We start from the raw sequence: 21,776 nt of genomic DNA, 5'->3' as shown, positions 1-21,776 counted from the left end.
CGCCGCGCAGAATGGCGCAGCGCGAGTGAACGCTCCGCACGTCGCTGCGCTGGTGAACTTAGGACGCTGCGCGGGCAGCGGGTCGGTGCTCTGTACCCCCCTCGGCTCGGACCACTCAACAGGCAACATCCTCGGTGTAGTAGAGGATCTACGCACCCGCTGGACCCAGCGGTGGGCGATTTCCTGGAACTGCGGGAGGCCGCGCCTTTCCCGATCGACGTGTGTCAGCCGTTGATCATGCCGGCGCCGACCGTGACCCCGGTCGCCTCGTCGATCAGGATGAATGAACCGGTGGTGCGGTTCTTCGAGTACGGGTCGACCAGCAGTGGCACCGTGGTGCGCAACTGGACGCGGCCGATCTCGTTGACGCCGAGCTCCTTGGTCTCCTGGTCGCGGTGGAGTGTGTTGACGTCGAGCCGGTAGGAGATGTCCTTGACGAGCGCGCGTCCGGTGCGGGTGGTGTGCTTGATGGCCAGCTTCTGGCGCGGCTGCAGCGGCGTGGTCGTCATCCAGCAGACCATCGCGTCGATGTCCTGGCTGGGCGTCGGCGCGTTGTTGACCCGGGCGATCATGTCGCCACGGGACACGTCGACGTCGTCGTCGAGGTGCACGGTCACGCTCATCGGCGGGAACGCCTCGGCGATCTCGTTGTCGAACAGGTCGATCCGGGAGATCTTCGACGTCATCCCCGAGGGAAGCACAACGACCTCGTCACCGGGCTTGAGGACGCCACCGGCGACCTGTCCGGCGTAGCCGCGGAAGTCGTGGAACTCGTCGGACTTGGGCCGGATGACGTACTGCACCGGGAAGCGGACGTCGACCAGGTCGCGGTCGGACGCCACGTGCACGTTCTCGAGGTGGTGCATCAGCGTCGGACCGGAGTACCACGGCATGTTCTCGGAGCGGGTCACGACGTTGTCGCCCTGGAGCGCCGAGATCGGGATGACCTCGAGGTCGGGCACGTTGAGCTTCGTCGCGAACTGGGTGAACTCCTCGTGGATCTCGTCGTAGACCTCCTCGGAGTAGTCGACGAGGTCCATCTTGTTCACCGCGAGCACCAGGTGGGGCACCCGGAGCAGCGAGAGGATCACCGCATGGCGGCGGGACTGCTCGGTGAGGCCCTGGCGGGCGTCGACGAGCACCAGTCCGAGGTTGGCGGTCGAGGCGCCGGTCACCATGTTCCGGGTGTACTGCACGTGGCCCGGGGTGTCGGCGATGATGAACTTCCGGTTGGGCGTCGCGAAGTAGCGGTAGGCCACGTCGATGGTGATGCCCTGTTCGCGCTCGGAGCGCAGCCCGTCGGTCAGCAGCGCGAGGTCGGTGTAGTCGTAGCCCTTCGCCGAGCTGGTCGCCTCCACCGCCTCGAGCTGGTCCTCGAAGATCGCCTTCGAGTCGAGAAGCAGCCGCCCGATGAGGGTGGACTTGCCGTCGTCGACCGAGCCGGCGGTGGCGAACCGCAGCAGGTCCATGGGTCGCTTGTGCGGGGTGTTGGCCATCAGAAGTAGCCCTCCTTCTTGCGGTCCTCCATGGCAGCCTCGGAGAACCGGTCGTCACCGCGGGTCGCGCCGCGCTCGGTGACCCGGGCGATCGCGACCTCCTCGATGATCTGCTGGATCGTGGACGCTGTGGACTCCACGCACCCGGTCAGGGTGAGGTCGCCGACGGTGCGGAACCGCACGGTCCGCTCCTGCGCGACCTCACCGTCGCGGAGCGGGTTGTGCTCGCTCTCGGTCAGCAGCATGCCGTCGCGCTCGAAGACGCGGCGCTGGTGGGAGAAGTAGATGCTGGGGATCTCGATGCCCTCGCGGCCGATGTAGTCCCAGATGTCGAGCTCGGTCCAGTTGGAGATCGGGAAGATCCGCATGTGCTCGCCCTCGTGGATCCGCCCGTTGTAGAGCGACCACAGCTCGGGGCGCTGCATCTTGGGGTCCCACTGGCCGAACTCGTCACGATGGGAGTACACGCGCTCCTTCGCGCGGGCCTTCTCCTCGTCGCGGCGGCCGCCGCCGAAGGCGGCGGTGAAGCCGCCCTCCTCGAGGGCGTTGAGCAGGGTGCCGATCTGGAGCCGGTTGCGGGAGGTCTTGCCGTCGTCGACGACGATCCCGTCCTTGATGGCCTGCTCGACGGAGGCCACGACCAGCTTGACGCCGAGGCGGTTGACCCAGTTGTCCCGGGTCGCGAGGACCTCGGGGAAGTCATAGCCGGTGTCGACCTGGAGCACGGGGAAGGGGATCTTCGCCGGGTAGAAGGCCTTCTCGGCCAGGCGCATCATCACGATGGAGTCCTTGCCGCCCGAGAACATCAGGACGGGCTTCTCGAACTCCGCCGCGACCTCGCGGAAGATGTGGATGGACTCTGCCTCGAGCTGGTCGAGCTGGCTCAGGCGATAGTCGCTGTGGGTCTGTGTCATGGCGGGAACCACGCCATCCTTTCCGAACCTGTTGAGTTCAGGGCCCGCCCATCGTGCCATGCGGCGCGCTCGGTTGACGCATCCGCGGGCGCGCCGTAGACAAATCTACGAGTTTGCCGCCGAGGGACCTACGCTTCGGTCCGTGGCCGCAGACTTCGTCGCCCGGCTCGGATCGCGGGCCGCCGTGCCGGGTGAGGTGCGCTCCCACTGGGGCGTCCCCGAGTACGTCGAGCTGATGGCGCGCGAGGAGGGCATCGCGGACGAGCTCCGCCGGATCGCGAGCGGCGACGCCCGTGCCCTGCGGCGCCTGAACCCGGAACGCTTGCTGGCGCTGCTCCGCGCGCTGGCTCGACCGCCCGCCGCGGAGCTCAACAAGGCCCGCCTGGCGGCGGCGTCCGGCATCCCGGCCACCACGATCTCGCCGTACCTCGAGGTGCTGGTGGAGGTCGGGCTGCTCCGGCTGCTGCCCGGCTGCCGGGCGTCGGTCGCGAAGCGGGTGATCGGGCGGCCACGGGCGATCCTCACCGACCCGGCGGTGGCGCGACACCTGAGCGGCGCCACCGTCGACGAGCTCGTCGAGCTTCGTGGCCGCAGCCGCCTCGCTCCCCTCCTGACCGGTGTGGTGGTCGACGAGCTGCTGCGGCAGCGCGAGACCAGCGCCGTCGACTACCGGCTGAGCCACCTCCGCGAGCGCAACGGCCTCGCGGTCGACCTCGTCGTCGAGCTTCCCGACGACACCGTCTATGGACTGGAGGTCCGCACGGCGGCCAGCCTGCGCCCCCACCAGTTCGCCGGTCTCGAGGCGCTGGCCGCCCGCGCCGGCTGGCGGTTCCGCGGCGGGGTCGTCCTCAACACCGGATCCGCGGGACACGAGTTCCGCCCCGGGCTGTGGGGGCTGCCGATCTCGGCACTCTGGGACTGGGACGCCACCCCACCGGGGCGCTGAGCAGGGGCGGTCGGCCCTGGGACCTCGAGCCGGTCCTCGCCCCGACATCGACCACAGGAGCGGGAGTCGCCTAGCCTGCGAGCATGAAGATCACGGTCGTCGGCACGGGCTACGTGGGATTGTCCAACGCCGTCATCCTGGCGCAGGACCACGACGTCTATGCGGTCGACATCGATCCGGCGCGGGTCGATGCCGTCAACCGGCGTCAGTCGCCGATCGTCGACCCGGAGCTCGAGGACTTCCTCGCGAACAGGCCGCTGACCCTGACGGCGACCCTCGACAAGGAGCTCGCCTACGCGGACGCCTCCTTCGTGGTGGTCGCGACGCCGACCGACTACGACCCGGTCACCAACTACTTCGACACCAGGTCCGTGGAGTCGGTGACCGCGGAGGCGCTCGCGGTCAACCCGTACGCCACCGTCGTCATCAAGTCGACGGTGCCGGTGGGCTTCACCAACCAGCTCCGGGAGCGGCACCCGGGTGCGTCGATCATCTTCTCGCCTGAGTTCCTCCGCGAGGGACGGGCGCTGTACGACAACCTGCATCCCTCCCGCATCGTGGTGGGATCCGAGGCGGAGCAGGGCCGGCTGTTCGCGAAGCTCCTGGTGGCGGGAGCCGTCGACGAGGACGTCCCGGTGCTGCTGACCGGCTCCACGGAGGCGGAGGCCATCAAGCTGTTCGCCAACACCTATCTCGCGCTCCGGGTGGCGTACTTCAACGAGCTCGACACCTACGCCGCCATGCACGGCCTGTCGACCAAGCAGATCATCGAGGGGGTCGGCCTCGACCCGCGGATCGGCTCGCACTACAACAACCCGTCCTTCGGGTACGGCGGCTACTGCCTGCCGAAGGACACCAAGCAGCTCCAAGCCAACTACGAGCGCGTGCCGCAGAACCTGATCAGCGCGATCGTCGACGCGAACACCACCCGCAAGGACTTCATCGCCGACGACATCCTCAACCGGCGGCCGCAGGTCGTCGGGGTCTATCGGCTGATCATGAAGTCCGGCTCGGACAACTTCCGGATGTCCAGCGTCCAGGGCGTGATGAAGCGGATCAAGGCCAAGGGGGTCGAGGTGGTCGTGTACGAGCCGGAGCTCGAGGACGACCTCTTCTACAACTCGGAGGTGGTGCGCGACCTCGACGAGTTCAAGGCCCGGTGCGACGTGATCATCGCCAACCGGCGGTCCGAGGCGCTGGCCGACGTCGCCGAGAAGGTCTATACCCGCGACATCTACGGGCGGGACTGAGCTGCGGGAAGAAATCGCTCAGCTGGGAGTGGTTGACTGCCGATGGGGTACTCCGAGACCAGGAGGTAGTCCCATGATCGTCCTTGCCAGCGTCATCGGAGTGTGGATCGCCCTCGCCGCCGCGCTCACCTTCTGCCTCGCTCATGCGGCCTCGCGCACGTTCGACGTCGAGACCGACGCGCCCGCGCCGGCGCTTCGCTGAACCCGTCCTAGCGCTCGGCCCGCTGCTCGCTGCGGCTGTCCCCGAGGGACTCCAGGTCGGCGACCGTGGGGGCGCCGAACATCGGCATCCCCTCGGTCTTGCGGATCATGCCCCACACGAGCGGCACCAGCGCGACGGTCACCACGCCGACGATGCCGACCAGTTCGGGATGGGTCTCCTCCTTGCCGAGCGGAGCCCAACCGGCCTTGTCGAGCAGCGCCACGCCGGACATGGTGAGGACCACGACGATCCCGCGCCTGATGTAGGACTGGGGCACCCGGGGCGCGAGCCGGCTCCCGAGCAGCGTGCCCGGGACCGAGCCGACGATCAGCGGAAGCGCGATGGCCCAGTCCAAGCCGTGGATGGCGATGTTGGAGATCGCTGCCGCGAGCACCAGCGGAACCGCCTGGACCAGGTCGGTGCCGACCAGCTTCACAGCCGTCAGGCCGGGATAGAGCATGAGGAGCGCGATCATGATGACCGATCCGGAGCCGACGCTCGTGATGCCGACCAGGAGCCCGCCGAGTGCGCCCACCAGGAGGGTGGGGACGGGGCGGATGCGGGGGTTCGGGTCGCCGCCGTCGCCCCCTCGTCGTACCCGCTTGAGGTTGATGTAGAGCCGTAGGGCGTAGGTGGCGGCCGCGACGAGCAGAGCGAAGCCGATCGCCAGCTTGAGCACGCGGTCGAGCTGGTCGGCGTCCGTCGTGAGCGCCTTGACGAGGTAAGGCCCCAGGAACGCCATCGGCACGGACCCGAGGATCAGCCAGCCCGCGAGCCTGAGGTTGGGCGATCCCTCCTTGGCGTGGACCGCGGCCCCGCCGGTCTTGTACACGGCGGCCGCGGTGAGATCGGCCGTGACGACGGTCGCGGCCTCGCCACCACCGACGCCGAGGAAGATCAGCGCCGGCGTCATCAGTGCGCCCCCACCCATGCCGGTCAGGCCCACGATGATGCCGACGAAGAAGCCGGCCGCCACGATGGACAGAGCGGTGAGCGTGATCCACTCGTTCATCGGGCGCCTGCCTGGGCCCTGAGGAGGCGCGGGAGCACTGCCGTCAGGAGCCGGTCGATCTGGTCGGCGGTGAGCTCCGCCGCTGCCTTGCCGCGCCGGTAGGGGTCGCGGATGTTGTGCTCGTCGGTCGCTCCGGCACGTCGGTGACCGACCGCGGTGACGAGGTCGGCGCCTCCGACCGAGACGTCGACGCGCGCGGCCGACTCGGCGAACTGGCCGAGCGTGAGGACCTTGCGGAAGGCGTGCGGCACCTCGTCGAGCACGAAGGTGCGGTGCGCGGCCTCCGCGGTCAGCACCAGATCGGCGGCCTCCACGAGGTCGCGCGTCAGCGGGCGGCTCGCGAAGCCCGCGATGAGGTCCGCGCTGACGCCGCGGTCGGCGAGGACCTCGGCCATCGTGGCGTCGACGGAGTGCGAGCGGAAGCCGTGGGTCCCGGCGCTGGCGAACTCGATGCTGACGTCCCGACCGGCCATGGTGCGCGCGCGGAGCTCCATGTAGGGGGAGCGGCAGATGTTGGCCGTGCAGACGAAGAGCACGCGCAGTGGACGCTCGGTCGTCGCGAGCGCCCGGGCGCCCGGTTCGGCGGAGGTCCGGCCGCCGACGGCGGTCTCCGCCTGCTCGGTCTTGGCCCGCGCGAGATCGAGGTAGCCGGCAGTGCGGAGGGCCACCGTGACGTCCTCGAGCGCGTCCTCGATGGACCTTCCGGTGGTGTCGACCCGCACGTCGGCGTCCTGCGGCTCCTCGTAGGGCGAGGAGATGCCGGTGAAGTCGGGGATCTCGCCTCGCCGCGCCTTGGCGTAGAGCCCCTTGCGGTCGCGTCGCTCGCACTCCTCCAGCGGAGTGGCGACATGGACCAGGAAGAACGCCCCACCGGCCTGCTGGACCATGGCGCGGACCTGCTGGCGCGTTCGGTCGAAGGGTGCGATCGGGCTGCAGACGGCGACGCCGCCATGCCGGGAGATCTCCGCGGCGACCCAGCCGATGCGGCGGATGTTGGTCTCGCGGTCCTCCTTGGAGAAGGTCAGGCCGGCCGAGAGGTTCCGACGCACCACGTCGCCGTCGAGGCTGGTCACGGTGCGCCCGCCCTGCTCGAGGAGACGGTCCATGAGCGCCTGGGCGAGCGTGGACTTCCCACTGCCCGACAGACCCGTGAAGAACAGCACCAGGCCCTGCTCGGCCGGTTCGGGGCGCTCCGCACCGGCGATGTCGGCGAGCTCCGGCAGTACGGCGCCGCCGTACTCCAGCTCGACGACCGGGTCGGTGCCCGCGTAGTTCGTCAGCACCGAGACCCGCAGCGCGGGATCGGTCAGGGAGTCATGGTCGGCCAGCGGGACGGCGACCACGGCAGCGTCCAGCTGGTCGGCGACCCGCAGCGTGGCGCGCAGCAGCCCGACCGGGCTGAGTGCGGGTGTGCCCGTGCCGACGAGCGCGAGGAGGAGCACCGGGCCCAGCCGGCGCAGCTGCCTGAGCTGGACGTCGGTCACCAGGTCCGAGATCGGGACGACGGTGCGTCCCGCGTGTTGCTCGCGGACGGCCGCCGGCGAGAGGTACAGCCGACGGAACGGGCCGAACTGGGCATGGGTGAGCGGCTCGACCTCGAGACCGCGGGCGCCTTCGGTGACCCGGGCCAGCGGCAGACCCTCGGGGTCGACCAGCTCGACCGCGCCACCGCCGTGCAGGTGGGACGCGAGGTCGTCGGGCAGGGAGAGCGTGATCGGGCTGCCGGGCTCGTTGAAGCCGGCGATCGGGGCGGCCGCCCCCGAGACCACGAGCTCCAGGTCGTCCAGCTCCCGTGGCTGGGGGCAGTGCTGCGGCAGGGGGCTCGACACAGAGTGGATCGTACAGAGTCGAGTGAGTTGATCCTATTTGAACACTGAGTCGTGGATGGGCGTCGGTGTGAACCACTTCACGCTGAGGGTGCTTGCAGGTTGCTAACTCTTGCTAGCACTATGGCCGTATGGCGAAGGGCAAGGTCGGGCAGGCCGTCGGGTCACTCGGCGACTACCTCAAGGAGCAGCGGGTCTCGGCCCGGCTCTCCCTGCGGCAGCTCGCCGCCCAGGCGGGCGTGTCCAACCCCTACCTGAGCCAGATCGAGCGCGGGCTCCGCAAGCCGTCCGCCGAGGTGCTCCAGCAGATCGCCAAGGCCCTCCGGATCTCCGCGGAGCAGCTCTACATCAGGGCGGGCATCCTCAGCCCCGATGACGGCGTCGGGCGGTCGGTCGAGCTCGCCATCCTGGGCGACGCTGGGCTCACCGAGCGACAGAAGCAGTCGCTCCTCGACGTCTACGCATCGTTCCTCGCGCTGAATGCGGCCGAGGACGTCGCGAAGGCGCAGGAGACCGCGCCGAAGAGCGCCGAGATCGATCCCGAAGACCTCACTACCGAAGGAAAGAGTGCCAATGGCCAAGTTTGACGTGAAGCTCAAGTCCGTGGAGCTCCCCGAGCTCCCGCCGGTGGTGGCCAAGCCGCTGTACGCCGGCGTGGGCGCCACCGACCTCGCCGTGCAGAAGGTGATCACCTACGTCACCGACGTGCAGGCGAAGGTCACCGCCAACGTCGCCGACCTGCAGAAGGACGTCACCTCGAAGGTCGCCGAGGTGCAGAAGACGGTCAAGTCCTTCGAGCTGCCCGAGCCGAAGGCCCTGCAGGGCAAGGCGACCCAGGTTTTCGCCGAGCGCCGCAAGGAGGCCGAGTCCCGGCTCGCCGAGATCCAGACCGAGGCGAAGAGCCTGCCGACCACGGTCAAGGTCAAGTACGACCAGAACCTCACCCTGGTCTCCTCCACCTACGCCGGTCTCGCGAAGCACGGCGAGACCGTCGTGAGCCGGATCCGCAAGGGCGAGACCGCCGCTCCGGTCGAGGTCACCAAGAAGGTCGCGGCCCGCAAGGCTCCCGCGAAGAAGGCTCCGGCCGCGACCGCGAAGAAGGCTCCGGCCAAGAAGGCCCCGGCCAAGAAGGCTCCGGCCAAGAAGGCCGCCTCGGACAGCACCACCACCGAGAACGCGCCCGCCACCAGCTGATCTGTCTGGTCGCAGCACGGCCCCGAGGCACCGCCTCGGGGCCGTGCGGCGTCTCCGCGTGGGTCGCCGACTAGGATCTGGGCATCATGAGCGGTGGATTCGTCAGTCCAGTCAGCACGGTCGAGCTGTACATCAACCTCGCCGTCGCGTTCGTGCTGCTCGTCGTCAAGATCTTCGCCTTCGTGAGCTCGCTGCTCTACTCCGCGGAGTCCTACTCCGCCGCCGACAAGCTGAACAAGGCGACGTGGACGATCGTGCTCGGCGTCGGGGTGGTGCTCCAGCTGCTGCCGATCAACCTGACGATCATCAACCTCGCGATGACGGTCGCTGCGCTGGTGTACCTGGCGGACGTCCGGCCGGCACTGGCCGGCCTGCGTCGACGGTAGATCCGGGCCGACGGCCAGGTCGGACAGCGCTCAGACGAGGTCCAGCAGCTCTGCGGCGTCGTCGCCCGTGGGGCGGTAGGCCTGTGCGACCTCGCCCGTGCCGACCACGCGGAGCTCCCCGTCGGAGTCGTCGGCGAAGGCGGTGTCGCCGCGACGCAGGTGCAGCATCTGGTCACGCTCGTTGAGAAGCGCCACTTCGCCGCCGGTGCACACCAGCAGCCGAGGGCCCGAGGCCGGGAGGGTCACGCCGCCCGGATCGGCCTGGGAGCTCTGGGTGATCGACAGTGCGAAGTCCGCGGTCGGGCTGAACACGTCGGTGGACGCGCCGAACAGGCGCGGGGTCACCCGCGCCACGCGTGACATCCCCTCCTCGAGACACTGCACCAGGCCGACCGGGTCCAGATGCTTGCTCGTGAGGCCCGCCCGCAGGACGTTGTCCGAGGACACCATCACCTCCAGGCACATGCCGCGCAGGTGCGCGTGGATGATCCCGGTGCCGAGGTAGGCAGCCTCGCCCGGCTGGAGCGTCAGCCGGTTGAGCAGCAGCGACACGATGACGCCCACGTCACCCGGATAGAACTGCGCGATCTCGACCGCGGTCGCATAGGCGCGCTTGATGTCGATGCCCTCCTCGAGTGCCTCGCGGCACTCGGCGACGACGTCCCGGACGACGTCGGGCGAGGGCGGGTCGCCCACCAGCCCCTCGACCAGGCGCACGATCCCTGCGAAGCCCGGGTTGTCGCGCAGGCTCTTCACCAGCGCGCGCACGGTCGGGTGCCGAAGCGGCATCAGGACCCGGAGGATCTCGGCGGTGGGTCGGAACCCCACCAGCGTGTCGAAGGTCGACAGCGCATAGACCATCTCCGGCTTGGGGCTCGGGTCCTTGAACACGCGCTGCGGAGCGTCGAGCGGCACGCCCGCCGCCTCCTCGGCGGCGAAGCCGGCCTTCGCCCGAGCCTCGTTGGGGTGCACCTGGATCGAGAGCGGTCGCCCGGCGGCCAGGATCTTCAGCATGAAGCCCAGCTCACCCGCGACGGCCGTCAGTGGACGCCGGACAGCGGCGCCGTCGACGACCTGGGCGGTCCCGAGGGGGTGCGTGCCCATCCAGACCTCTGCAACCGGGCGGCCTTCCGCGGTCCGGCGCTGGAAGCCCGGAATCGCGTCCGATGAGCCCCAGTCGTAGTCCTGGGTGGGACAGTCCAGTTCGAGCAACTTCTCTCCTGGGCGGTGGTGATCGGGGGTGGCCCGCTAGGCGTTGCCGAGGTATGACGCTAGCGCCTCATCCGCGTCGGCGCTGGTGAACCCCGTCGCCTCCAGCTTGGCGAGCGACAGCACGCTGAACAGTGGCCGGGGCGACATCTGCTTGCCGGCGGCGTACTCCTCGGTGGTCGTGCTGCTCACGTCCTTCGGGTCGCGGCCCGACAGCTCGAAGACCCGGCGGGCGTAGTCGGCCCAGGACCGGGGGGTGCCGGCGTTGGTCACGTTGTAGGTGCCGTACGCGGCGCCGGAGTCCAGGAGGTGCCCCGTCGCCCGGGCCAGCTCGTCGGTGAAGGTCAGCCGGCCGACCTGGTCGGCGACGACCGAGGGGGAGACCCCCTCGGCGGCGAGCTTCTGCATGGTCCGGATGAAGTTGTGCCCCTCGCCGATGACCCAGGTCGTCCGCAGGATGTAGTGGCGCGGAGCGGCGGCCACCGCGATGTCGCCGGCCGCCTTGGTCTGCCCGTAGACGCCGAGCGGGGCGAGCGGCGTCTGCTCGGTGTGGCCTCCCTCGACGTCCGAGCCGTCGAAGACGTAGTCGGTGGAGTAGTGGACGAGCGTGAGGCCGCGTCGGGCTGCGATCCGCGCGAGCGCCGCCGGCGCCGAGGCGTTCGCCGCCCATGCGGCGGCGCGGCCCTCGGGGGTCTCGGCCTTGTCGACCGCGGTGTAGGCGGCGGCGTTGAGCACCACGCCGTAGTCCTGCCAGGGCCAGGCCTCGAGCGCGGCCTCGTCGGTGAGGTCCAGCTCGTCGCGGCCGACGACGGTGGCATCGGGGTAGAGCGCGGCGAGCGCGCGTCCGAGCTGGCCCTGGCCGCCGGTGATCAGCGTCCGCCTCGGCTCCATGGGAGCGACGTCGCCCAGGAAGGGGTTGTTGCGGTCCTTCTCGGAGATCTCCGCCTCGCCGGAGGCCAGCGGGATCGGCCACGGAATGGCCGCCGTCGGGTCGGCGAGGTTGAGCGCCGGATAGACCTTGCCCGGCTGGTAGTGGTCGTTGACCAGGTAGGAGTAGACCGTGCCGTCGGCGAGCGCCTGGTAGGAGTTGCCCACGCCGCGGGGGACGAACACCGCGACGCCCTCGTCGATCTCCACCGAGAACGTGGCGCCGAAGCTGTCGCCGGCCCGCATGTCGACCCACGCCGCGAAGACCTTGCCGGTCGCGACGGAGACGAACTTGTCCCAGGGCTCGGTGTGGATGCCGCGGGTCGCGCCCCGGGTGGCGTTGAAGCTCATGTTGTTCTGCACGGGGCCGAAGTCGGGCAGTCCGAGGGCCACCATCTTCTCCCGCTGCCAGTTCTCCTTGAACCAGCCGCGGGCGTCGCCGTGCACGGGCAGGTGCACGACCAGGAGCCCCGGGATCGGCGTCGGGTCGATGCGAAGGTCAGTCATCCGTAGCTCGCCGGGTGGCCCTCACTGGCCCTTGGCCGCGTAGGCCGCCTCGGTCGCGTCCTTGTGCGGCCGCCACCAAGCCTCGTTGTCCCGGTACCAGTCGATCGTCTGGGCCAGGCCGGCCTCGAAGTCGGCGTACTGGGGCCGCCAGCCGAGCTCGGTGCGCAGCTTGCCGGACTCGATCGCGTAGCGCAGGTCGTGGCCGGCGCGGTCGTTGACGTGCTCGAAGTCGTTCTCGTCGCGTCCCATCAGGCGCAGGATCAGCCGGACCACCTCGAGGTTGGACTTCTCGCCGTCGGCGCCGATCAGGTAGGTCTCCCCGATCCGACCCTGCTCGAGGATGGTGAGCACGGCGGAGGAGTGGTCCTGGGTGTGGATCCAGTCGCGGACGTTCTCGCCGGAGCCGTAGAGCTTCGGGCGGCGGCCGGAGAGGACCTCGGTGATCTGGCGGGGGATGAACTTCTCGATGTGCTGCCACGGACCGTAGTTGTTGGAGCAGTTCGAGATCGTGGCGCGCACGCCGAAGCTTCGCGTCCAGGCCCGGACCAGGTGGTCGGAGCCGGCCTTGGATGCGGAGTACGGCGACGAGGGCTTGTACGGCGTGTCCTCGGTGAACTTCTTCGGGTCGTCCAGCTCGAGGTCGCCGTACACCTCGTCGGTCGAGACGTGGTGGAACCGGACGTCTGCCTTCCGGACCGCCTCGAGCAGCGTGAACGTGCCGATCAGGTTGGTCTGGATGAACGGGGTCGGGTCGTTCAGGGAGTTGTCGTTGTGAGACTCCGCCGCGTAGTGGACGACGGCGTCCTGCTCGGCGACCAGTGGTTCGACGAGTGCGGGGTCGACGATGTCACCCACGACCAGGCGGACCCGGTCCTCCGGCAGTCCCGCGAGCGACTCCTCGGTCGACGCGTAGGTCAGCTTGTCCAGCACCGTGACGAAGGCGTCGGTGCTGCGGACGAGGTGGTGGACGAAGTTGGAGCCGATGAAGCCGGCCCCGCCGGTCACGAGGATGCGATGCACAGGTGTCAGTGTATGGAGGACAATGATCCGTCAGCCCATCGAGGGCGCTACGAGGGAGACAGACACATGCGCGGGATCATCCTGGCCGGAGGCACGGGCAGCCGACTGCACCCGATCACCCACGCCATCAGCAAGCAGCTGATGCCGATCTACGACAAGCCGATGATCTACTACCCGCTGTCCACGCTGATGCTCTCCGGCATTCGTGAGGTGCTGGTCATCACCACCCCGCACGAGGCCGAGCAGTTCCGCCGGCTGCTGGGCGACGGCTCGCACTTCGGGATCGAGATCAGCTACGCCGTGCAGCCGTCGCCGGACGGCCTCGCGCAGGCGTTCCTGATCGGCGAGGACCATCTCGCGGGCGGCGGCGCCGGCCTGGTGCTCGGCGACAACATCTTCTACGGCGCGGGCCTGGGCACCCGGCTGCGCCGCTTCGAGAGCTTCGACGGCGCGGCGGTCTTCGGCTACCGCGTCTCCGACCCGACGGCGTACGGGGTCGTGGACTTCGACGCCGACGGCCGGGCGCTCTCGCTGGAGGAGAAGCCCGAGAAGCCCAAGAGCCACTACGCCGTGCCCGGGCTCTACTTCTACGGTGCCGACGTGGTCGAGAAGGCCAAGGGCCTCAAGCCCTCGGCCCGCGGCGAGCTGGAGATCACCGACCTCAACCGGCTCTACCTGGAGGAGGGGCGACTGCAGGTCGAGGTGCTTCCCCGCGGCTCCGCCTGGCTGGACACCGGGACGTTCGACGACCTCAACGACGCCAGCAACTTCGTGCGCGCGCTCGAGGCCCGGCAGGGCACCAAGGTCGGCTCGCCCGAGGAGGTGGCCTGGCGCGCCGGCTACATCGACGACGAACAGCTCGCCCAGCTCGCCCAGGGGCTGCTGAAGAGCGGCTACGGGCAGTACCTGCTCGACATCCTCGATGAGGACGGGAAGTGATGACCCACCGCTCGGTCAGTAGGCCCCGCGGGAACTCGTGACCGCTGTGAAGGTGCGAAGCAGGATCGAGATGTCCTGCATCATCGACCAGTTGTCCACGTAGTACACGTCTAGCCGCATGGCCTCCTCGGGCGTCAGGTCGTTCCGGCCCGAGACCTGCCACAATCCGGTCATGCCGGGCCGAACGAGCAGGCGTCGCTCCATCGCACCCTGATACAGATCCACCTCGCCCTGGACCTGGGGACGCGGGCCGACCAGGCTCATGTCGCCGCGAAGCACGTTGAGGAGCTGCGGGAGCTCGTCCACGGAGAATCGGCGCAGCCAGTGGCCCGGCTTCGTGACGCGGGGGTCGTTCTTCAACTTGAACAGAAGGGCTTGCTGACCGGTCTCGACCTGGAGGTCCTTGACCATCGCCTCGGCGTTGACCACCATCGTGCGGAACTTCAGGCACCCGAAGCGTTTGCCGTTGCGGCCGATGCGGTAGTGCTTGAAGAGCAGTGGTCCGCGGTCGTGGAGGAAGATCTGGGTCGCCGCGACCAGCAGGATCGGTGACAGGGCCAGGATCAGCAGGAACGAGCCGACCACGTCGAAGATGCGCTTGCCGATACGCCCGGCGCTCACCCAGGTCGGCTGGTCGACGTGGATCAGCGGAAGGCCGCCGATGGGCCGCAAGGACAGTCGTTGCTGGGAGACCTCCTGCAGGCTGGGTGCCACCACCACGTCGATCCCGTGCCCTTCCAGCGCCCACAGGTGTTGGTTCATCTCCGCGGCCGAGGTGCTGGTGCCACCGGCGAAGAAGATGATGTCGGCTCCGTGCGCGCGCCCGATCTCGACGACGTTCTCCTTGTCTCCGAGGACCGGCACTCCTGTGGCGGTCTCCTCGAGCGGCTCGACGGCGGGCGTCACGGCGCCGAGAACTGAGTAGCCGAGCCACTTCTCGCGCCGAAGCACCTGAGTGACCTCGTCGACACGCCGGGCGGACCCGGCGACCAGCACGCGCGCCTGCAGGAACCCGCGACGGCGCAGCGCGTGAAGAGCTTTGCGTGCGCTGAACCGGCCGAGCAGGAGCAGTAGCGGCCCGATGGCGAACGCTAAGAGGAAGAAGCCGCGGGAGAAGTCGTATTTCGCGAGGTAGCAGCCGACGCCCAGTACGCCGGCGGTGACGAGGCTGGCGTTGACGACGCGCTTGAACTCGTCGCTGCCGGAGCCGAACAGGTCACGTCGGTAGCCGCCGGCGACGGCGATGATGCCGATCCAAGCAACGATCGCGATGGTGGCGACTACACCCAGCTCCTCGTGCGCTCCCCACGCACGTGAGAAGATCGTCAGTCGCTCGCGACCAAGAGTGGCGAGCAGAGCGGTGACAGCGAGCGCTACCACGTCTACCGCGAGAACGCTGCCCGGTAGGTAACGCAGGGTGCGGCTGGGCTCGGACCCGGCGATCAGCCGGGTACGTTCCAAAACGGTCATTTTGTGTAGTCCCAAGAAGTGCAGGACGTTGCCCGAGTTCCCGTTTGGCTCCCGCAGACCCCCGGTCCATCCCCCACGATGAGAGCCCGGCGGTGCCGAGTCCCCACGTCACTTAGACCCGGGAACCTGACCTAACGTCCACGACGTACCGTAGGTGGGGTTGCCGACGCGCGTGGCCGTTTCGGAAATCATGACCGAAAGGCCATTCTGGGTCCGCGCTCCCCGCCGATCTCGCCGTGCGTCGGTAGGGTCGCTGACATGAAGGTTCTCGTCACCGGCGGCGCCGGCTACCTCGGCTCGATCACGTCGAAGGCGCTCGAGCAGGCGGGCCACACCCCCGTGGTCCTCGACTCGCTGATCAGTGGCCCCCGGCAGTACGTCGGCGACCGGATCTTCTACGAGGGCGACATCGCCGACCGAGCGCTCCTGCGGCGCGTGGTCGCCGAGCACCCCGACATCGAGGCGACCATCCACATGGCCGCGCGGATCGTCGTACCGGAGTCCGTCGAGAAGCCTTACGAGTACTACCGCGACAACGTGGCCAAGTCGCTGGAGATGTTCGACGAGCTCACCGCGCTCGGGCGGCCGCGGATCCTGTTCTCCTCGACCGCCTCCCTCTACGCGCTCAAGTCGGACTTCGAGGTGCGCGAGGACGACCCGGTCGACCCGAACTCGCCGTACGCCCGGACGAAGCGGATGATCGAGCAGGTCCTCGAGGACATGAGCGGCGCGACCGACCTGCGCGCGATCATCCTGCGCTACTTCAACCCGATCGGGTCCGACCCGGACCTCGAGACCGGCTACCACCTCAGGGACGCCACCCACGTCGTGCCGCTGATGGCGCAGACCGCTCTCGGGTTCCGCGACTCGTTCACGATCACCGGGATCGACCACCCGACCCGGGACGGCACGGGCATCCGGGACTACATCCACGCCTGGGACCTCGCGAAGGCCCACGTCCGGGCGGTCGAGGAGTTCGACGCCGTCCTGGGCAAGGTCGGAGCGACCTACACCTACATCAACCTCGGCGGTGGTGACGGTGTCACTGTGCGTGAGCTGCTTGCGGCCGTCGAACGGGTCGTCGGCAGGCCGATCCCCGTGACCGAGGCGCCGCCGCGGCCCGGTGACGCGGCGGGCGCGTTCGCCAACGCCGACAAGGCTGCGGAGCTGCTCGGCTGGCAGGCGGAGCTGTCGCTCGACGATGCGATCGCCTCCGCACTGGCGTGGGGGGAGAAGCGGAAGGCCGTCCTGGGGTACGAGTGAGCTCGATCCGCCTGGTCGCCGTCCTGGTCGCGGCCGCTCTGGTGGGTGGGTGCTCGGCCGGCGACGACCAGAGCCCCGAGAAGCCCTCGACGGCGAAGCCGATCGGGTCGCCGACAGCGTCGGCGTCGGCGTCCGTCGCCGGTGGTCCGCTGGCCGGCAAGGTGATCGTGCTCGACCCCGGTCACCAGCTCGGCAACGCCCGCTTCCCACGGGAGATCGACGAGCCGGTGGACGCAGGCGGGTTCGAGAAGGAGTGCAACACCACGGGCACGGCCACGAACCGGGGATACCCCGAAGCCACCTTCGTGTGGCAGCTGGCTCGGGAGGTACGGCGGCAGCTGCGCCGGCTCGGCGCGCGGGTCGTGCTGACCCGGTCGACCAACAGCGACGCGCACTGGGGACCGTGCGTCGATGAGCGCGGTCGCGCCGGCAATCCCGACCGGCCGGGCCCCACCGCCGACGTGAAGCTGAGCCTGCACGCCGACGGGCTCCACGACGCCGGCGCCCACGGCTTCCACGTGATCCGTCCCGGCCGGCTGCCCGGCTACACCGACGACATCGCGGGCGCCTCTCGCGTGCTGGCGCTCGCCGTCCGGGACGCCCTGGTCCGGGCGAGGTTCCAGCCGTCGTCGTACCGGGGCACGAGGGGGCTGGACGTCCGGACCGATCTCGGCACCCTGAACCTGTCGGACGTGCCGGTGGTGCTTGTCGAGCTCGGGAACATGCGCAACGCGGCCGAGGCGGCGGTGATGAGCAGCGCCGCCGGGCGCGACCGGTACGCGCGGGCGCTCGTGCGGGGCGTGCGGGCGTATCTCGCGGGCTGATGGGGGTACGGCAATCTCATGAGGCTCGACACCGTCCGACCGATCTACGAGCACAGCGGCCCCTTCGTCTCACTGCACCTCGACGTCAGCCGCGACACCGAGGACGCGCGACAACAGCTGGACGCCCGCTGGACCACCACACGACACGACCTGGAGCGGGCCGACGTCTCCGCCGACCTGCTCGGCGAGCTGGAGGAGCGGCTGCGTGCCCCGACCCACGTCGCGGGACCGGCGCGCCGGACCATCGTCGCGACCTCGGATGAGGTGCTCTTCGACGACGTGCGTTCCGGCACCACGACCTGGCCCGAGTCCGTCGGCGTGGGCCCGCTGCCCGACCTCGCCGGCTGGGTGAGCATGGCGGACGGGCAGTTCCCCTTCCTGCTCGTCCGCGCCGACCGGCTCGGCGCCGACCTGGAGCTGTACGTCGCCGGCAACTCGGCGAGGGCGGAGAGCCAGTCCGTCGAGGGGTCGGACCTGCACCTCCAGAAGGTGCCCGACGGCGACTGGGCGCAGAAGAAGTTCCAGCAGCGCTCCGAGAACCAGTGGCACGAGAACGCCCAGCTCGCGGTCGCCGCCATCGAGCACCTGCTGGTCGGCCGCGGGGTACGGCTGGTCGTCATCTCCGGTGACGTCCGGGCTCGGGCCGACATGGCACAGATGCTCGGTGAACGGGACGACGTGACGATCGTGCAGACCGACGCCGGAGGCGGCCGCGCCGCGGGCGGGTCCGACGAGGCGCTGTGGGCCGAGATCCACCGGGCACTCGCGGACCTGGAGGCGCACTCGGTCGACCTGATCGCACAGCGCCTGGCCCGCGGGCTCGCCGTCGCCGAGGGCGTGGTGACCGGGCCGGACGCGGTGGCGGACGCCATGGTCAACGGCGCGGTCGAGCAGGTGGTGCTCGACCTGCCCGACGCACGTGCGGTCGGGGTGTCGGCTGCGGACCATCCGGGTCTCGCGCTGCCGGCCTCTGCGACAGACGCAGGCGAGCTGCCCGCCGATCAGGTGCTCCTCGCCGCGGCTGCGCTGACCGACGCCGAGGTGTCCGTCGTGCCGCACGAGATGCCCTTGCCCCGCGAGCTCACGCTCTCGTCGGGCGTTGCCGCGCTGCTGCGCTGGGACGACCGGACGCCGACGGAGGGCGAGACGCCCGCGGCCGGTGACTAGGGATAAGCGGGCTGGACGTTGAAGACGACGCCCCGCAGTCGAGATGCCGGCAGTCTGCAGCGCTCGAGCAGCCCGCGGCGTCCTGCGATGCGCAGTGGAGCGTTCGCGTGCCTCAAGCGTCCATCACGTAGGAGCGGTCCATCAGGTCGGTGATCGCCTGCTGGAAGTCGCGGCGCTTCTTGTCGCTCCAGCCTGCGGTCAGCTGAACGAAGATCTCTTCCTGCCAACGATGAGCCTGGTCCAGCATGGACCGGCCCGCGGCGGTGAGCGATGCTTCGCGACGTCGACCATCGGTCGCGGATGCTGCCATGACCAGGTAGCCGGCCGCTGTGGCGCTCGTGATCAACCGTGACGCGCCACTCTGGTCGATACCGATCTCGTGCGCGATGGCGTTGACCGTTGCAGAGGTCCCGCGCTGGCTGACTGCGTGGACCGCCTCGCAAACCAGCACGAGTCGGCCCTGGTCACCTCCGGCGTCTGCCGTCACGGGCCGGCGCGCCCAATGCCGGACGAAGTGGAACAGGACCTGACCAGGGCCCCGGCTCGTCACTCGGATGCCGCCATCTCGCGACAGATGTAGGCCAGCTCGAGGGCGGACGTGAGGTCTGGCAGCCGCAGCGCAGCCGTGACCTTCCCGTCAGAGGCACGGAAGACCGTCGCCACCCGCGTAGGCTCCGAGCTCTCGGGCCAGGTGGCGTCCTCCTCGACCACCATCAGCCGCTCACTGACCGGGTGCCACGACCGAGGGATCAGCTTGATCCCTGAACGCTGCACCCACTGCGCGAACTGAGCAGGCGTGATCGGCCCCGCGCCCTTCGGGCCCAGGACGACAACGGGGTCACCAACCGCTTTCGCCGAGCGCTGGAGGTCGCCGTCGTTGACGCTCGCGTGCCACGCGTCGATTGCTGCTTCAAGGCTCGAGCTCATGCCCGGAACTATATGCGATCCGCATGTATCTTCGCTCGGGCAGGCTTGTCGACCCAACGACCCGCAACAACTAGACCGCTCGCTCGACGTTGCCGGGCCGAGGCCTGCGCCTGCGTCGCGAGTGCCGCTCGATGTGCGGACAGCCGCTGGGCCCGTACTTGAGCAGACAACGCACCTTGCGGCGCCATCGACGCATGCCCATGTCGGATCTCCTGAGGGGTCAGCGGCAGGTGGGAACGCACCCGGAGGCCCGAACCTCGAGCGACGGTAGCCCAGCTCGCTGGGCGGCGTGGGCGCTTTGCCCTGAAAAGCGCGGGCGGTGGCCCGGTAGGTTTGCCGCCATGGGGATCCACGCCGCCCACTGGGACGACTGGGCCCTCGACGCACTGCTGGCCGCCAAGAGCCACGCCGGCGCCACCGTCAGCCTGGTCGTGCCGGCGCGCAACGAGGCGGGAACCGTCGGGGCCGTCGTGGCGCGAGTCCGCCAGGCCCTGATGCAGACCGTCGACCTGGTGGACGAGATCGTCGTGATCGACAGCGACTCCGTCGACGGGACGTTCGACGTCGCCACCGAGGCGGGCGCCCGCGTGCACCGCTCGGCCGAGATCCGGCCCGACCTCGGCAGCCACCCGGGTAAGGGCGAAGCGATGTGGAAGTCGCTGTTCGTCACCTCGGGCGACCTCGTGGTGTTCATGGATGCCGACCTGCTCGACTGGGACACGCACTTCGTGCCGGGCCTGCTGGGCCCCCTGCTGACCCGGCCCGAGGTCCAGCTGGTGAAGGGCTTCTACGCGCGGCCGGGTGCCGGCGGCCCCCTCGAGGGCGGCCGGGTCACCGAGCTCGTCGCGCGGCCGCTGATCGCCCTGCTCTTCCCGGAGCTCGCGGGCCTGGTGCAGCCCCTGGCGGGGGAGTGGGCGGTGCGCCGGTCGTGGTTCGCCTCGCTCACGGTGCCGACCGGGTACGCCGTGGAGCTGGCCGCGCTGGTGGAGACGGTGCGCCGGGCCGGTCAGCCCGCGCTGGCACAGGTCGACCTCGGCACCCGGGCGCACCAGCACCAGACGCTGCTCGACCTCGGCGCCATGGCGACGCAGATCCTCGCGGCGGCGCTGGCCCGCGTGGACGTGGACACCGCGTCGACGGACGGAGCAGTGGTGCTGCGACAGTTCCGTGAGGGGCTCGACCCGACGCGGCACGTCGTACCGGTGGTCGAGCGGGAGCCCGCGGAGAGGTTCCTCTGATGCTTCGCCTGGGACGCCACGCCTTCGACGACGACGTCACGTTGATGATGGCGATCGTCAACCGCACGCCCGACTCGTTCTTCGACAACGGGGCGACGTGGGCCGAGGACGATGCCTTCGCTCGCGTCGCCGAGGTCGTCGCCCACGGAGCGGAGATCGTCGACATCGGGGGAATCAAGGCAGCGCCCGGGGAGGAGATCGGCGCCGCGGAAGAGAAGGCGCGAGTGGTGGACTTCGTGGCGCGGGTGCGCGAGGAGTGGCCGCAGCTGGTCATCTCGGTCGACACCTGGCGGTCCGAGGTCGGGGCCGCCGTCTGCGAAGCGGGGGCCGACGTCCTCAACGACGCCTGGGGCGGCGCCGACCCGGAGCTCGTCGACGTCGCCGCCCAGTACGGCGCCGCGATCGTCTGCACCCACACCGGCGGGGCGACCCCCCGGACGCGCCCGTTCCGGAACCAGTACGACGACGTGGTGGCCGCGGCGATCGCCGACACCGTCGGCTACGCCGAGCGCGCCATGGCAGCAGGCGTCTCGCGCGAGTCGGTCGTGATCGATCCGGCGCACGACTTCGGCAAGAACACCTTCCACTCCCTGGAGATCACCCGCAGGCTCGGCGAGATGGTCGCGACGGGATGGCCGGTCCTGGTGTCGCTGTCCAACAAGGACTTCGTGGGCGAGACGCTCGGCCTCGACGTCGGCGAGCGGCTGACCGGAACACTCGCCGCGACCGCGATCTGTGCCCTCGCGGGCGCCCGCGTCTTCCGGGTGCACCAGGTCCCCGAGACCCGGCAGACTGTCGACATGGCGTGGTCCATCGCGGGACGACGGCCGCCGCAGCGAGCGATCCGGGGGTTGCAGTGAACGCCGCGCGTGTGGTCCTGGTCCCGGGTGTGCTGGCGCTGCTCCCCGAGTACGCCTCGCTGGAGGACCCGGTCGGTGACCTGCGCGATGTGTGCGTGTCGGCGGTGGCTGAGCTGGGCCCGCAGGTACGGGTCGTCGCGTCCGGGGACGCGGGCGCGCAGGTCGGCGCGGCGCTGGTCGCCGCGGCCGGCGCCGCGGT

General features: G+C 69.8%; 22 protein-coding genes and 1 pseudogene. 13 read left to right on the top strand and 10 right to left on the bottom strand.

Features of this window, described 5'->3' with window-relative positions; all coding sequences use genetic code 11:
* Positions 1–224: 224 nt before the first annotated feature.
* The gene (gene cysN, locus E7Z54_RS10215) at positions 225–1,496 is read right to left on the bottom strand and encodes a sulfate adenylyltransferase subunit CysN (protein ID WP_136433383.1); all 1,272 of its coding nucleotides are present in this window, start codon (positions 1,494–1,496) and stop codon (positions 225–227) included.
* On the bottom strand, positions 1,496–2,410 hold the full coding sequence (cysD, locus tag E7Z54_RS10210) for a sulfate adenylyltransferase subunit CysD (RefSeq protein ID WP_136433381.1): 915 nt from the start codon (positions 2,408–2,410) through the stop codon (positions 1,496–1,498). The genes cysN and cysD overlap by 1 nt, the downstream gene beginning before the upstream one ends.
* A gap of 142 nt (positions 2,411–2,552) precedes the next feature.
* Here cysD and E7Z54_RS10205 point away from each other — a divergent pair, with 142 nt between their 5' ends.
* From E7Z54_RS10205 to E7Z54_RS24185, 3 genes are all read left to right on the top strand, one after another.
* Complete coding sequence (locus E7Z54_RS10205) at positions 2,553–3,356, top strand: DUF4143 domain-containing protein (RefSeq protein ID WP_168798262.1); 804 nt, start codon at positions 2,553–2,555, stop codon at positions 3,354–3,356.
* Between the two features lie 83 nt (positions 3,357–3,439).
* Entirely contained in the window at positions 3,440–4,606 is a 1,167-nt protein-coding gene (locus E7Z54_RS10200; RefSeq protein ID WP_136433377.1) for a nucleotide sugar dehydrogenase, read from the top strand.
* Positions 4,607–4,679: 73 nt separating this feature from the next.
* A complete protein-coding gene (locus E7Z54_RS24185) occupies positions 4,680–4,808 on the top strand; it encodes a hypothetical protein (protein ID WP_276606217.1) in 129 nt (42 codons plus the stop codon).
* A 7-nt stretch (positions 4,809–4,815) separates the two neighbouring features.
* On the opposite strand, the gene E7Z54_RS10195 is transcribed toward E7Z54_RS24185, so the two are convergent.
* Together E7Z54_RS10195 and cysC are read right to left on the bottom strand one after the other, a co-directional pair.
* Positions 4,816–5,820 carry a sulfite exporter TauE/SafE family protein gene (locus E7Z54_RS10195; RefSeq protein ID WP_136433375.1) on the bottom strand — a complete coding sequence of 335 codons (1,005 nt, stop codon included), beginning with the start codon at positions 5,818–5,820 and terminating at the stop codon, positions 4,816–4,818.
* Positions 5,817–7,649: an adenylyl-sulfate kinase gene (gene cysC, locus E7Z54_RS10190; RefSeq protein ID WP_136433374.1), complete on the bottom strand. Its 1,833-nt coding sequence runs from the start codon at positions 7,647–7,649 to the stop codon at positions 5,817–5,819. The genes E7Z54_RS10195 and cysC overlap by 4 nt, the downstream gene beginning before the upstream one ends.
* A 128-nt stretch (positions 7,650–7,777) precedes the next feature.
* On the opposite strand from cysC, the gene E7Z54_RS10185 reads away from it, so the two are divergent.
* The 3 genes from E7Z54_RS10185 to E7Z54_RS10175 all read left to right on the top strand — a co-directional run bounded on the left by E7Z54_RS10185 (position 7,778) and on the right by E7Z54_RS10175 (position 9,226).
* Entirely contained in the window at positions 7,778–8,233 is a 456-nt protein-coding gene (locus E7Z54_RS10185) for a helix-turn-helix domain-containing protein (protein ID WP_136433372.1), read from the top strand.
* Positions 8,220–8,840, top strand: a complete 621-nt coding sequence (locus tag E7Z54_RS23750) for a hypothetical protein (RefSeq protein WP_206056122.1) — start codon at positions 8,220–8,222, stop codon at positions 8,838–8,840. The genes E7Z54_RS10185 and E7Z54_RS23750 overlap by 14 nt, the downstream gene beginning before the upstream one ends.
* A gap of 86 nt (positions 8,841–8,926) precedes the next feature.
* On the top strand, positions 8,927–9,226 hold the full coding sequence (locus E7Z54_RS10175; protein ID WP_136433370.1) for a DUF2516 family protein: 300 nt from the start codon (positions 8,927–8,929) through the stop codon (positions 9,224–9,226).
* A gap of 30 nt (positions 9,227–9,256) precedes the next feature.
* Here the strand turns inward: E7Z54_RS10175 and manA are convergent, their stop codons facing one another.
* Genes manA through rfbB form a run of 3 tightly spaced genes read right to left on the bottom strand, consistent with a single transcriptional unit; the run spans position 9,257 to position 12,889 of the window.
* Entirely contained in the window at positions 9,257–10,438 is a 1,182-nt protein-coding gene (manA, locus tag E7Z54_RS10170; protein WP_136433369.1) for a mannose-6-phosphate isomerase, class I, read from the bottom strand.
* 36 nt (positions 10,439–10,474) lie between these two features.
* Positions 10,475–11,869, bottom strand: a complete 1,395-nt coding sequence (locus E7Z54_RS10165; RefSeq protein ID WP_136433367.1) for a sugar nucleotide-binding protein — start codon at positions 11,867–11,869, stop codon at positions 10,475–10,477.
* 21 nt (positions 11,870–11,890) lie between these two features.
* Positions 11,891–12,889, bottom strand: a complete 999-nt coding sequence (rfbB, locus tag E7Z54_RS10160; protein WP_136433365.1) for a dTDP-glucose 4,6-dehydratase — start codon at positions 12,887–12,889, stop codon at positions 11,891–11,893.
* 66 nt (positions 12,890–12,955) lie between these two features.
* Here rfbB and rfbA point away from each other — a divergent pair, with 66 nt between their 5' ends.
* Positions 12,956–13,828 carry a glucose-1-phosphate thymidylyltransferase RfbA gene (rfbA, locus tag E7Z54_RS10155; RefSeq protein ID WP_136433363.1) on the top strand — a complete coding sequence of 291 codons (873 nt, stop codon included), beginning with the start codon at positions 12,956–12,958 and terminating at the stop codon, positions 13,826–13,828.
* Positions 13,829–13,843: 15 nt separating this feature from the next.
* Here the strand turns inward: rfbA and E7Z54_RS10150 are convergent, their stop codons facing one another.
* Entirely contained in the window at positions 13,844–15,298 is a 1,455-nt protein-coding gene (locus E7Z54_RS10150) for a sugar transferase (protein ID WP_136433361.1), read from the bottom strand.
* Between the two features lie 258 nt (positions 15,299–15,556).
* Between E7Z54_RS10150 and galE the strand changes: the two genes are divergently transcribed.
* From galE to E7Z54_RS10135, 3 genes are read left to right on the top strand one after another with little or no spacing between them, the layout of a single operon-like run.
* On the top strand, positions 15,557–16,561 hold the full coding sequence (galE, locus tag E7Z54_RS10145; protein WP_136433359.1) for a UDP-glucose 4-epimerase GalE: 1,005 nt from the start codon (positions 15,557–15,559) through the stop codon (positions 16,559–16,561).
* The gene (locus tag E7Z54_RS10140; RefSeq protein WP_240769611.1) at positions 16,558–17,385 is read left to right on the top strand and encodes an N-acetylmuramoyl-L-alanine amidase family protein; all 828 of its coding nucleotides are present in this window, start codon (positions 16,558–16,560) and stop codon (positions 17,383–17,385) included. Before galE ends, E7Z54_RS10140 begins: the two co-directional genes overlap by 4 nt.
* 18 nt (positions 17,386–17,403) lie before the next feature.
* Positions 17,404–18,552 (top strand): Vms1/Ankzf1 family peptidyl-tRNA hydrolase, encoded by a 1,149-nt coding sequence (locus E7Z54_RS10135; protein WP_136433357.1) that lies wholly within the window; start codon positions 17,404–17,406, stop codon positions 18,550–18,552.
* 112 nt (positions 18,553–18,664) lie between these two features.
* On the opposite strand, the gene E7Z54_RS10130 is transcribed toward E7Z54_RS10135, so the two are convergent.
* The gene (locus E7Z54_RS10130) at positions 18,665–19,039 is read right to left on the bottom strand and encodes a MarR family winged helix-turn-helix transcriptional regulator (protein WP_240769610.1); all 375 of its coding nucleotides are present in this window, start codon (positions 19,037–19,039) and stop codon (positions 18,665–18,667) included.
* Positions 19,040–19,098: 59 nt separating this feature from the next.
* Positions 19,099–19,479, bottom strand: a complete 381-nt coding sequence (locus E7Z54_RS10125) for a hypothetical protein (protein ID WP_136433353.1) — start codon at positions 19,477–19,479, stop codon at positions 19,099–19,101.
* 341 nt (positions 19,480–19,820) lie between these two features.
* On the opposite strand from E7Z54_RS10125, the gene E7Z54_RS10120 reads away from it, so the two are divergent.
* From E7Z54_RS10120 to E7Z54_RS10110, 3 genes and pseudogenes are all read left to right on the top strand, one after another.
* Positions 19,821–20,717 carry a glucosyl-3-phosphoglycerate synthase gene (locus E7Z54_RS10120; protein ID WP_136433351.1) on the top strand — a complete coding sequence of 299 codons (897 nt, stop codon included), beginning with the start codon at positions 19,821–19,823 and terminating at the stop codon, positions 20,715–20,717.
* Complete coding sequence (folP, locus tag E7Z54_RS10115; protein ID WP_136433350.1) at positions 20,717–21,577, top strand: dihydropteroate synthase; 861 nt, start codon at positions 20,717–20,719, stop codon at positions 21,575–21,577. Before E7Z54_RS10120 ends, folP begins: the two co-directional genes overlap by 1 nt.
* A pseudogene (locus tag E7Z54_RS10110) lies at positions 21,574–21,776 on the top strand (hypothetical protein); the annotation flags it as partial. The gene folP and the pseudogene E7Z54_RS10110, both read left to right, overlap by 4 nt.

The sequence above is a fragment of the Nocardioides sp. genome (assembly GCF_004803405.1).
Taxonomy (GTDB): Bacteria; Actinomycetota; Actinomycetes; order Propionibacteriales; family Nocardioidaceae; genus Nocardioides; species Nocardioides vastitatis.
The sequence above is the reverse complement of the archived record's forward strand: the minus strand, read 5'-3'. Positions and strand labels throughout refer to the sequence as shown.